General features: G+C 63.9%; 11 protein-coding genes and 1 tRNA gene. 8 read left to right on the top strand and 4 right to left on the bottom strand.

Annotated features, from left to right (window positions below; genetic code table 11):
• On the bottom strand, window positions 1-514 hold a 514-nt coding region (locus ACY69P_RS08580), incomplete at its 3' end, for a hypothetical protein (RefSeq protein WP_462327184.1).
• A gap of 380 nt (window positions 515-894) precedes the next feature.
• Here ACY69P_RS08580 and ACY69P_RS08575 point away from each other — a divergent pair.
• Window positions 895-985 (top strand) — tRNA-Ser (locus tag ACY69P_RS08575).
• A gap of 521 nt (window positions 986-1,506) precedes the next feature.
• On the opposite strand, the gene ACY69P_RS08570 is transcribed toward ACY69P_RS08575, so the two are convergent.
• The 3 genes from ACY69P_RS08570 to ACY69P_RS08560 form a co-directional block, all read right to left on the bottom strand.
• Window positions 1,507-4,083 carry a putative bifunctional diguanylate cyclase/phosphodiesterase gene (locus ACY69P_RS08570; protein WP_462327183.1) on the bottom strand — a complete coding sequence of 859 codons (2,577 nt, stop codon included), beginning with the start codon at window positions 4,081-4,083 and terminating at the stop codon, window positions 1,507-1,509.
• An 86-nt stretch (window positions 4,084-4,169) separates the two neighbouring features.
• Window positions 4,170-4,571 carry a hypothetical protein gene (locus ACY69P_RS08565; protein ID WP_462327182.1) on the bottom strand — a complete coding sequence of 134 codons (402 nt, stop codon included), beginning with the start codon at window positions 4,569-4,571 and terminating at the stop codon, window positions 4,170-4,172.
• A gap of 944 nt (window positions 4,572-5,515) precedes the next feature.
• On the bottom strand, window positions 5,516-5,770 hold the full coding sequence (locus ACY69P_RS08560; RefSeq protein WP_404843556.1) for a hypothetical protein: 255 nt from the start codon (window positions 5,768-5,770) through the stop codon (window positions 5,516-5,518).
• Window positions 5,771-5,878: 108 nt separating this feature from the next.
• Here ACY69P_RS08560 and ACY69P_RS08555 point away from each other — a divergent pair, with 108 nt between their 5' ends.
• The 7 genes from ACY69P_RS08555 (at window position 5,879) to ACY69P_RS08525 (ending at window position 11,618) form a co-directional block, all read left to right on the top strand.
• Entirely contained in the window at window positions 5,879-6,343 is a 465-nt protein-coding gene (locus tag ACY69P_RS08555) for a hypothetical protein (RefSeq protein WP_462327181.1), read from the top strand.
• Window positions 6,344-6,402: 59 nt separating this feature from the next.
• Window positions 6,403-6,834 (top strand): DUF5675 family protein, encoded by a 432-nt coding sequence (locus ACY69P_RS08550; protein WP_462327180.1) that lies wholly within the window; start codon window positions 6,403-6,405, stop codon window positions 6,832-6,834.
• A 600-nt stretch (window positions 6,835-7,434) separates the two neighbouring features.
• Window positions 7,435-7,854 carry a terminase small subunit gene (locus tag ACY69P_RS08545; RefSeq protein ID WP_459900861.1) on the top strand — a complete coding sequence of 140 codons (420 nt, stop codon included), beginning with the start codon at window positions 7,435-7,437 and terminating at the stop codon, window positions 7,852-7,854.
• Window positions 7,851-9,383 carry a hypothetical protein gene (locus ACY69P_RS08540; RefSeq protein ID WP_459900863.1) on the top strand — a complete coding sequence of 511 codons (1,533 nt, stop codon included), beginning with the start codon at window positions 7,851-7,853 and terminating at the stop codon, window positions 9,381-9,383. The genes ACY69P_RS08545 and ACY69P_RS08540 overlap by 4 nt, the downstream gene beginning before the upstream one ends.
• 38 nt (window positions 9,384-9,421) lie before the next feature.
• Window positions 9,422-9,643 carry a hypothetical protein gene (locus ACY69P_RS08535; protein WP_404843551.1) on the top strand — a complete coding sequence of 74 codons (222 nt, stop codon included), beginning with the start codon at window positions 9,422-9,424 and terminating at the stop codon, window positions 9,641-9,643.
• A 2-nt stretch (window positions 9,644-9,645) separates the two neighbouring features.
• Entirely contained in the window at window positions 9,646-11,373 is a 1,728-nt protein-coding gene (locus ACY69P_RS08530; protein ID WP_462327179.1) for a portal protein, read from the top strand.
• On the top strand, window positions 11,370-11,618 hold the full coding sequence (locus ACY69P_RS08525) for a hypothetical protein (protein WP_404843549.1): 249 nt from the start codon (window positions 11,370-11,372) through the stop codon (window positions 11,616-11,618). The genes ACY69P_RS08530 and ACY69P_RS08525 overlap by 4 nt, the downstream gene beginning before the upstream one ends.
• Window positions 11,619-11,623 lie beyond the last annotated feature (5 nt).

The raw sequence follows: 11,623 nt of genomic DNA, 5'->3' as shown, positions 1-11,623 counted from the left end.
CCGGCGCAGGGCTGACGCTGCGCCGGGCGGGGGCGGTGCCGGGGGCGACCTTGGGGCGCGAGTCCTTGAGTACGGCGTTCGGGCTGGGGATGGGGGCGCTTATTGGGGCGGCCTTGGCGACGCGTGTCGCGGGGGCTCCGGTTTGGCGGCTTTCCTTGGCCGCGTTGACCGATGCGCTGTGCACGCTCTCCGCGCCGGGGGGCGTCATACGTACTGTGGTGGCGTTTGTGGCCGTCATGGGCTGAACGTTGCGCCGTACGGAGTTTGTGCCGGTGAACTCCTCGCCACTGATGGGCAGGTAGCCCGAGTGCCACAGGGCGGCGCCAATTCCGGCAAGCAGAACGACAAGGCCCAGCGTCCGCGTCAGCGGGGCGGCACTGTCACCGGCGACCCAGTTGCGCTTGCCGCACCGCAGGCAGGTGTAGGGCTGGACGGGCAGCAGGGACAAAAGGCGCTTCACCCCCTTGTGCCGCAGGCCTATGACAAGGTCGTATCCACATTCACTGCATTGCATGCGCTCCTCCGTCCTTCTGCTGTGTTGACGCCGTGCGCCGGGTGGAAGGATAGTCTGCATTGTAGCGGCTTTGCATCTTTGCGCAAGGGGTTTTGCCGTGACTTGGCTCTGCTGGCATGCTGGGGGCGTCTTCCTCGATTATGCTGGGGCGCGGTGGTTTTTGCGGCGGCATGTGCTGGGCAACATGGGGAGCCGTGCTGTTTTGGCGTCGCGCAGGGGCCGAGGGACTTTGTGGGATAATGCTGGGGCGCTAGCGAGGATTTTTCAAATTTGATGTTGACAAACAGGCCGAGAAACACCTATTTGAAGCGTCAGCCGACGCCAATGGCGCTGGCATCGCTCCGCATGGAGCACCCAAGGCGCGCAACGCGTGCACACTTGGAGAGGTGGCCGAGCTGGCTGAAGGCGCACCCCTGCTAAGGGTGTATAGGGGGAACCCTATCGAGAGTTCGAATCTCTCCCTCTCCGCCATAGTGAACAAAACCCCCTGAAATTCAGGGGGTTTTTCTTTTTGGGCCTCCCCCAAAATCCCTCCTCGTACAGTGCGGGAGTACAAAGCCGTCTCCCAATGGACGGGAAGGCTTGCCTTCTCTGTCCTGCACTTCTCTGTCTTTTCTGCTCCGTCTGGGGCACGTCTTTTCACTTTTGCATGGCATTTTCCTGAGGCGTGACGCGCCGCATTAAGGCGCCTGACGCCGCCTTTACGCACGCTGATGTGTCCGGCAGACGCCTCCTCGTTCCCTCATGTCTGGAGTGCGCGAGCGCATGGGCGGTCCTTGGCGCCGCGTGCTGTGCGCCGTGTTTCCTGCCGTCTTCCCTTTCGTTTTTCATGAGCATTGCCTGAGCGGCTTCAACAGCCTTTTGCCCTGCGCCTCGCTCCCTTGCGTGTGGTGCGTGGGCTTTTTTGTTTCTCCTTTGCGAGAGGGGGGCTGGACGCCCGGTCCGCGCGTGGATTGGACGCCGCGCGAGGGGGCAGGTGAACCACGGCGGGGCTACAGGGGAATATCGCGCAGGAAGTAGGTGGCAAGTTCGTGTTGCCGCAGAGGATGGCTGAAGTAGAACCCCTGAATTTCATCACAGCGGTTGGCGAGGAGGAAGTTGTACTGTTCCTTGGTTTCCACGCCCTCGGCGATGATGCGCTTGTTGAAGTTGCGGGCGAGGAGAATCATGGTGCCCACAAGGTCTGCGGCGCTGGAGTCTTTGGTAATCTCGCGGACAAAGCTTTGGTCGATTTTCAGGCACTGGATGGGGAGGCGGCGCAGGTAGTTGAGGGAGGAATACCCGGTGCCAAAGTCGTCAATGGCGAGGCGGATGCCCATCTCCGTAATTTCCGACAGTTTTTTGATGACGGTATCCAGGTCGCTGATGAGCATGGATTCGGTGATCTCCAGCTCCAGACAATGGGCGGGGAAGCCCGTACGCGAAAGGATGCTGTCTATCTTCTGCGCGATGCCATGCTGCTGGAATTGCTTGGGGGAGAGGTTCACGGATAACTGGAAGGGGGCGTGCCCCGCCTCGACGATGGCCTGCGCCGAGGCGCAGGCGGTTTCCAGCACGTAGTCGCCAAGGGGGACGATGAGGCCGGTCTCCTCGGCGAGGGGAATAAATTCGCCCGGACTGACGATGCCTTCGGAGTTTCTGTTCCACCGCACAAGCGCTTCGGCGCCTGTAACGGCAAGGGACATGGTGTCGTGCTTGGGTTGGTAGAGCACGAAAAACTCGTCGCGCTCAAGAGCGGTGCGCAGGCTTCCCTCCAGCGATAGACGCCGCATTACGCGGGTATTCATCTCCGGTGTAAACAGACAGGAGTTGTTGCGCCCCAGTTCCTTGGCCTTGTACATGGCAAGGTCCGCGTTCTTGATGAGGGTGTCCGGCGTGGCGCCATCGTTGGGGAAGAAGGAAATGCCGATGCTGGAGGTAATAAACAGCCGCCGGTCCTGAATTTGGAAGGGCGTCTCCAGCTCCTTGAGGACGCGTGCGGCCAAAAGGACGGCCTGCCGCGAGTCCTGCAAATCTTCCTGCATGATGACAAATTCGTCGCCACCAAGGCGCGAGAATGTGTCCTCGTTGCGGAGGATGGTTTTCACGCGGCGCGCCACAGCCTGCAGGAGCAAGTCGCCCGTGGAGTGGCCAAGGCTATCGTTAATGGTTTTGAAGTTATCAAGGTCGATGAAGATGACCGCCAGCAGCAGGCGGTGGCGCTTGGCGCGGGACAGGGCAAGCTGCATGCGGTCCGTCAGCAGTTGGCGGTTTGGCAGGCCTGTGAGCGCGTCGTGATAGGCTTGGTGGGTGATGAGCGCTTCTTTGTGCTTGATGTCCGTAATGTCGTGGAACACGGCGGTGTAGTGGGTGGTTTCGCCGCTGTCGTTGGAGATGGCGGTGATGCTCATTTGCTGGGCGAATTCCTCACCGTCCTTACGCTGCGCCCAAAGTTCACCCGCCCAGCGGCCGTGGATGCGGATGCTGTTGAACAGGTCGCGGTAGAAGGCGTCGTCGTGCAGGCGGCAGCGGAAATTGGTGACCAGTTGCCCCAGAATTTCCTGCGCGGAGTAGCCGGTAATGCTTGTGAACGCGGGATTGACGGCGGCAATGGTCCCGTCGCGGTTGATAAGGGCAATGCCCTCCAGCGTGCTTTCGAAAATCTTTTCATACAGGGGCAGGCGGCAGGTGGCGTTGTCGCTGTGGATAACGCCCACATCGCCGGTGCTAAGGCGGAAAATGTACGCGGGGTGGGCGCCGGTATCCGTGGTGAAGGACGTCATGAGGGGCAGGCCGTTTTCCCATACCTCGCGGATGCGCGCCTCTAGGTCGAGCGCTGCTCCGGAGGGGCCGCTGTCCATGCTGGACGATGCGCACAGTAGATGCGCGGTTTCCGGGGCGTCTGGGGAAAAGAATGTGGCTCCGCCGTCGTTGGTGGTGAAGACGGTGATGACTCTATTCGTCCCCAGCTTCAGGGAGGAGAGGAATGGGTTGTCCGTGGTTTCGGCAATGGTGGTGCGCCGGTGTTGCTCCATGTCGCTCTCTGTTGGGGCGGATTCGGGCTTGTCCGGCATCATGGGCGCGTTGGGGGAGTTCTCCGGTGGCCGCAGCAGGGAAAAAAGCGCCAGCCCAACGGCCAAGAGTGTTGCAGAGGCGAGAAAGAGGGGGACAACCGCGCGGCGAAGTGGCGCCGTGGGCTCTGGGGCGCCTGCGGCAAGGGCGCTTTGTGCTTGGCTGATGAGTCGGCGGTAACGAGCTCTGGGGAGCGGGTGAAGCACCGGATTCGTTTCGCTTTGGGCGAGCAGTGTGGATATCTGTTGCAGTGCGTCCTTCGCCTTGGGAGGCGCTTCGGCGATGAAGCGCTCCAGCTCCGTGCGCAGGGCGCGAGTGCGGTCCTGCGGCAGGGTTTCCTCGAAAGTGACGTGCTCCAACTGGGTGGTCAGGGTGAGGAGCGCCGCGTGGGAGGCAAAGCGGTGCGCCTTGTCGCGGTCAACGCTCCATGCGAAGAGTCCCGCCGCACACAGCGCAGCCGCCACACACGCCAAAAGCCCGAGAAGGCGCGCTGAGGACATGGCTGGGATGATGCGCATGGGGCAATACTCCATGAAAAGGGTGCATCCGCACAGGCGGAATCCGGCTCATCATCGTACCACGGGTGCGCGGGCACCGTCATGCATCAATGTGTATATTGTGACGGGGCGGATCGTGAGGCGCTCTGTAGGGTGAACGTGCCGTATATAATGGAGGGAAGGGGGATGCCCTCAAGGGCGTTCCCCATGTCCGCCGCATGCTCCATGCGCGAGGCGCGGCGGCCGCAGGCCCGGCATACCAGCGCGTCAGCCCATGCGGGCAGGCCGGGCCGGAGGCGCATGCGCTGGTATGGGCGCGTTGGCGAACAGTCGAGGCAGTCCGGGCACGGGTAGGGGCTGGGCAGAAACAGGGGGCAGTGTTCTGCGGGGCGGCGCTTAGGGCGCGTTTCGCCGCAGGGGAGGGTGTCCACGGTGCACAGCCACAGGGCCTCAGCGTCTTCCCATGATCTGTAGGTGCAATAGCGTCTGCTGAAAATATGTGTTTTCATGTATTGACAGCTAGGCGTAAATTGCCTAGCTGTCAAGGGGTGGTTAGGCGCAGAAGTGTCGCGAGGACCGTGTGCGGTGCGTACTTGTGGGCAGCCGTTTTCCGGCTGCAGGCCTCGGGCGCAGCATGGTGCTGCGGCTGGGGGTGGCGCGGGGCTGGGTGGATTTCTCCTCTGCCGGCGGGGTTTCCTCAGCATCCCACAGGGTGGATGCAATGGAGGATGCGCGGTCGCTGAGCATGCCAGCTATGACGGCGGCGCCGGGGTGCCCGCCCCCGTCGGCGGGGGCTGTGCCCAGTGTGTCATGCAAATAGCGCAATGCGTCGGCAAGCTCGAAGAGGGACGTGATGGGATCGGTTGAGGTGGGTGAAGATGCGGTACACATACAAACTCCATATGGACAGTTGTTCGACTGATACGCGTTGCTATGGCAACGTCCTTGCTCTGTTGTGATGGCAATGGCTAACGCACTGTTCTATACCAGTCGAGCTATAAATATAAATTTACTTGTAAAATTAGAAATTTGAGTTCATATGGGGCTTTTTCTACCCTTTACTATTTTTTCTTTGTCATGCCTAGCGCCTGTGCTGTGTTCTGCTTCTTGTGTATGGCTGGAGAATAGCATGGAGTAGGCGTTGTACATGAGCCGCGCAGAGAGCGGGGACCGTGCGGCGCGAGTGGGGTGGCGCGGTATGATGGAGGGGGTGCGGGAAGAAAAATGCGTTTTGCGGAGGCTATAGTGTCATCTATTGTGCGGGTGTCGTCGCCTCCGGCGCATGATGCGTCGCAGAAAAGGTGGAGCCCGGCACTGTGGAGGGCGTATACAGCGGGCGGGAGCGCGGCGGCGAACCGAAAACGCCGCGGCCCAGTGCCTGCCAGGTGGATGAGGATGGCCCTGGCGGGCGGCAGCAAATGAGCGGGGTGGAAAACGTGCGGCGCTCCACAGCTTAGGACACGCCGGCGACCTGCATGGCCTTCCAGCACAGGGATGGGAAATCCTGATGCACAGCCTTGGCAAGGCGGAAGGCGTCCGGCAGACGGAGTGATTGGCCGGAGTTGCGGATTTTTCGATAGGCCCCCACCGGGTCGCGCAGGTCGGGAAAAGCGGACCTCGCGATGTCGGAATGGGTGCGCCCTTGGGTCTTTCTGGCGTCCTCAATGGCGTCGAGGAAGGCGTGGGTAAAGGAGATGGCGTCTTGCATATGTGTATTTATGCAGGAAGTCGTCCATCTTGCAATAGGCGATAAGCGCCTAATTGGTGAGTGTGGTGTGTTTGGCACTAGGCAAAATGCGCCTAGCAAGGAGGCGACATGCAAAATGGTGGAAGTGGGGGGCTGCGTTTTGTCCCCGTGCCCGGCACTGGCGGCGCGTTCGAAATGTGCGCCGCAGGGCTGGTCCGGCGCTGCGAGGCGGCGGAGTCTGATGAATTGGCGTGGCAATGGCCGGTGCTTCCGGCTTCGGAGCGAGAAGCGGTGTCGTACCGGCTTCGGCTGGAGGGCGGCTGTGTGCTGACGCTGACCGTGCCGGAGGTGTTTGCGGCCTTTGGTGGCACCATGCCGGACCCGCAGGTGTGGGTGCGCGGCGCGCGGCAGTTGGTGTGCCGCCTCAACCGCGCCCATGCCCAGAGCGTTTTGTGGCAGGAGCGCATGCCGGAGGATGAAGACGGGGACGACGCCAATTACGCCCTGCCAGAGCATGTCATGACGGCGTGTCCGTGGGCCAGTGGCGCCATTGGCGGCGATGCGGCCGGGGCGGACCCGGTGTGCGGATTCTAGCCACAGTCATACACAGCGCGCGGCGTGTGAAACAGGCGCCGCGAACACAGGGAGGCATCATGACAAAGCGGGATGACGGCGCAATGTGGCGCACGCCCGTGGTGGAACTCATTCGGCTTGAAACCTCGGCGCAGGGGACCTTTGGCGTTGTGCGCGTGGACAAGCGGCTGTGCTGTTGCACGTTGGAGCCGCCGGAGCGCGCCAATGCGGTGAATCGGTCCTGCATCCCCGTTGGGCAGTACCTGTGCCGCAGGCGGCACAGCGCCCGGTTCGGCAATGTGTACGCCGTGCAGGATGTGCCGGGGCGCACCGGGATTGTCTTTCACGCGGGGAACACTGCGCCGGATACGGCGGGCTGCATTCTGCCCGGTGAGCGGGTGGGGCGTGTTGGCGGGGCGCGTGGGGTGCTGGCTTCACGCCGGGCGCTGGCGGCGCTGGCGCAGGCCATTGGTGAGGAAACGTTTCATTTGACCATTACCCGCGCCTACTAGCGCGGCAAGGAGAGACGCCATGTATTGCCCTGATTGTGCAGGAAAGACCCGGGTGCTGCGGACCAGACACTGTGGCAATGACCTGATGTTTCGCATCCGAATCTGCCGCGTGTGCGAGCGCGTGTTCCGCACGGAGGAGCGCATGTGCACGCTCGCTGACGAGGAGCGCGCCGCCGCTGTTGATACCGCTGCGGAAAATTTGGGCTTGTGGTGCCACATGGCACATGTGCCCCACCCCGACGAACGAAGGTGCTAACAGGAGGACAGGAACGCTGAAAGGGCCTGATACGGCGGGAAAAAGGCGGAGCGCCGCGCGGGCTGACGAAGGCATGAAAAAGCCCGGGAGCACCGCGGATGACGTAATCCAGAACGCACTTTTTTGTAATGGGGAGCTACCCCCTGCGTGCTCCCCCCGAGACGGCAAAGCCGAACGGCGGGGACGTCGCGTACTGCTTGTGTTCATTCTCAAGATCGTCACATCTCGCCTGTGTCCCAGGCACTTTCAGTATGGATGATTTTCCGGCGCGGTGCAAGTGGGGCAGGCATGGAAAACCCCATCAGGCGGGAAATTCGGAGGAAACGAAAGAATGAGGGAGAACAATGCTCACAAAGCGGCAGGAGCGTTTTGCAGCGGCGTACGCCGTGCTGGGGGACGAGGAGCAGGCCGCCGTGCAGGCCGGGTATGCGGAGCGCACCGCATCCGCCACGGGCAAGCGTCTGCTGCGGCATTCTGGGGTGGCGCAGGCCGTGACCACCATGCAGGAGGACGCGCGCATGCACGACGCGGTGACGCGGCAGTGGGTGACGGCGCGCCTGAAGGAAGTGGCGGAGCGGTGCATGCAGGCCGCCCCGGCCCCGGCAGGGCGCAGCGCGGTAGAGGGCGGCGAGTACCGTTTCGACGCCTCCAACGCCAACAGAGCGCTGAGCCTGCTTGGCAAGTATTTGCAGATGTTTTCGGACAAGGCCGACCCGGCACGGACCGGCGGCACACATGAACAGCGGCTGGAAGAATTGGAATGACGGAACGTGAACGCAATATACGCAGGCGCCTGAAAACTGACTTTCCGCACTACGCAGAGCGGTGTCTGTGGGTGCGGACCAAGAGCGACGGGCTGACGCCCCTGCGGCTCAACAAGGCCCAGCGCACCCTCCACGCGCGCCTTGAGGACCAACGCCGCAGCGCAGGGCGGGTGCGGGCGCTGATTCTCAAAGGACGGCAGCAGGGGTGCTCCACCTATGTTGCGGCCCGGTATTTTTGGCGGGTGACGCACGCCCGTGGCTGTCACGCGCTGGTTATGGCGCACGAGATGGAAGCCGCGCGCGGGCTGCTGGGGATGGTCAAACGCTACTACGACCATTGCCCCGCAGCAGTCCGCCCCGTCCTTGGGCACGACAACTCGCGTGAGCTCCAGTTCCCCCGTCTTGATTCCGGCTACCGCGTGGCAACGGCTGGCGCACGCGGCGCGGGCCGTTCCCAGACCATCCAGTACCTGCACGGGTCCGAAGTGGCGTTTTGGAAGAACGCCGCCGAGCACGCGGCGGGCATGCTCCAGACCGTGCCCGATGCCGAAGGCACCGAGGTGGTGCTGGAGTCCACAGCCAATGGCATGGGCGATTTTTTCCATCAGGAGTGGCAGCGGGCCGAGGCTGGGGAATCGCCGTTTATGGCGGTGTTTATCCCGTGGTTTTGGCAACCGGAATACCGCCGCGAAGTGCCCGAAGACTTTATGCCCACAGACGAGGAACAGCAGTACCGCGCCGCCCATGGGCTGGACATGGAGCAAATCGTCTGGCGGCGCAACAAAATTGCGGAACTGCGCGATGCGGTGCTGTTCCGGCGCGAGTATCCGGCCACGGCGGCGGAGGCGTTCAGCTTTACAGGCGTGGAGCCGTTCATTGCCCCGGAGGTGGTGATGCGGGCGCGCAAGGCGGACGCCGCAGGGTGCGGCCCAGTGGTGTGCGGCGTGGACCCCGCCCGCTTTGGCAATGACGCCACGGGCGTGATGTTCCGGCAGGGGCGCTTGGCCTTTGGCCAGCGGCGGCTAGTGCGGCGCGACACCATGCAGGTGGCAGGAGAGTGCGTACGCATCCTTGAGAGTGAACGCCCCTACGTGGCGCGGCTGTTTGTGGATGCTGGCGGGCTGGGCGCTGGGGTGGTGGACCGCCTGCGCGAGATGGGCCTGAGCGGCCGCGTCAGCGCAGTGAATTTTGGCAGCCGGGCCAACAGGCCGGAGCGCTACGCCAACAGACGCGCGGAGATGTGGGGCTTGATGCGGCAGTGGCTGGGGGACGCCGCGCAGGCGGACATTCCCGATGATGACGCCCTGCACGCGGACATCGTGGCTCCGTCGTATTCCTACGACAGCTCCGGGCGGCTTGTTCTGGAGTCCAAGGACGACATGAAACGGCGCGGCCTGCGCAGTCCCGACCTTGCCGACGCATTGGCTCTGACTTTTGCCCACCCCGTGCGCGGGGGCGGCATGCGCCAGCGCTACGCCGAGGTTGGCGAAAGCGGCATGCAGAGCGCCATGCAGACCCACGCCTGCTGAAGCGGGCATCACCACGACAGTACAAGGAGGAACGCAGCATGGGTGGAGTGATTTTTTCCAAACCGTCCAAACCGGACCTGCCGCCACCGCCCCCGCCACCGGAGGAGCCGGACACCGCGGAACTGGAGGCGCAAAAGCGCCTTGAGGCCGCGCGGCGGCGCGAAGCAGAGCGCCGCAGGCGCGCTTCGGCATCCACAATCGCCACCAGCGCAACGGGTGACAGCTCGTCCGCGCGGGTGCGCAAGACCACGCTGGGGTGAGCATGCAGACACAACGCGACACGCTGGCCGCTCCGTCCCGGAGCGCACCAGAACGCGGCGACGCACAGCGCGAAACTGCGCGGGAAGTGCTGCGGCGCTTTGACGCCGCGCGGCAGGCGCGCCAGCCCTTTGATCCCGTGTGGGAGGACGTCGCCACCTTTATGGGGCCGGAGTACGCGGGCTTTTCCGGCAGTGAGCCGCAAATCCGCCGCCGCCCCGAAATCGTGGACGCCACGGCAACGCGCGCGGCGGGCGTCTTTGCCGCGGGCATGCTCTCCGGGGCGTGCTCCCCGGCGCAGCGGTGGTTTTCGCTGGAGCTGGACGACCCCGATGTTGCGGACCGTCCGGACGTGCGGACATGGCTGCAGGATGTGGAGGACGCCTTTTACGCGGCGCTTGCCGAGGGCGGCTTCTACCGTGAGCAGGCGCTGGCCTACCACCAGTCCGGTCTCTTCGGCTGGCAGTGCATGTATTTGGACGAGGGCGCAGACGGCGGGGTGCGCTTTAAGGCGCTGCCCCTGTCGGAGGTGTTCATTGAGGAAAATGCGCAGGGCGTGGTGGATACGGTGTTCCGCCGCTTCACCCTGACTGCGCGGGATGCGGCGTCGCGCTGGGGGCTGGAGAATATGCCGGACACCGTGCGCCGCGCGGCGCAGGAGGTGCGGCGGCAGGGCGAGCGGTTTGACTTCCTGCATGCGGTGTTTCCGCGCGGCAGCGCCGCGCCGGGCAACGCAGGCGGGGCGCTGCCCTTTGCGTCAGTCTATATGGAGCTTGGCTCCCGGAATATCGTGTCCACCGGCGGCTATGAGGAATTGCCCTACATCGTCGCCCGCTACCACCGCCTGCCGGGCACCGCCTATTCCACCAGTCCGGGCACGGAAGCCCTTGCCGACGTGAAGATGCTCAACGAGATGAAGCGCCTCATCCTTGAGGCTGGTCAGCTGGCCGTCGCTCCGCCCTATCTGGTGCCGGATGACGGGTTCGTGGGCCGCTTCTCCTTTGAGCCGCGGGCCATGAACTACTACCGCCGCGCCGAGGGCAACAGCCTTGCGGACTTTGGCCCACTGTCCGTTGGCGGCGACCCGCGCTTTTCGTGGGAGCTCATGCAGGCCACGCGAAAGGACATCGACGCGGCGTTCTTTGTGGACCTGTTCCTGACCATCCGCTCCCGCAGCAGCGCCGGGGCCACGCCCACCGCGCGGGAGGTGGCGGAGCTTGCCAGCGAGCGCATGTTCCTGCTGGGGCCGCTGCTCGTCAATCAGCAGCAGGAGAACTTCGGCAGGTTGTTCGACAGGCTCCACAGGCTCTTGGAGCGGCGCGGTGAATTGCCGCCCCCGCCCCCGGAACTTGTGGGACGGCGGCTGCACGCGGAGTACGTCAGCCCGCTGATGCTGGCCCAGAAGGAAGGCCGCGCCCAGACCGTGCTGCAAACCTACGCGGATGCCGGACAGCTGGCCGCGGTTGCGCCCGAGGTGCTGGATAACTTCGACCACGACGAGAACCTGCGGCGGCTCATGGAAAGCCGGGGCTTCCCGCAGCGGGGCATCCGCTCCCGCGCGGCGGTGCGCCGGGTGCGGCGTGAGCGCGACGAAAACACCGCCAAACTCGCCATGAAGGAGCAGCTGTCGGAACTGCGCGAGGCCGCGAAGGTCTTTCCGGACCTTGCCAGCGCGCCTGAGGAGGGCAGCCCGGCCAAGGCGCTGCTCACGGGTATGGAGGACGCCACATGACGCTGGACGGCATGACGGAACAGGACATTGCCGCGCACGTACGTGCGGCGCTTGGGACGCCCTCGGGCCGCGTCTTGCGGGAGGTGCTGCGCACCCACTGCTTTATGGCGCCCACCGGAGCGCCAACGGACTGGCACAGCGGCGAACAGGTGGCCTTCCGCTACGGCCGCATGACGCTTTTTCAACTTCTCGAATTTCTTGAAACCGCACAGGACACTGCTGCGAAAGGAGCTGACGGACCATGAATATG

It is taken from the genome of Desulfobaculum sp. (assembly GCF_054921475.1).
Note: the sequence above shows the minus strand (reverse complement) of the source record. Positions and strands in the feature narration are given on the sequence as shown.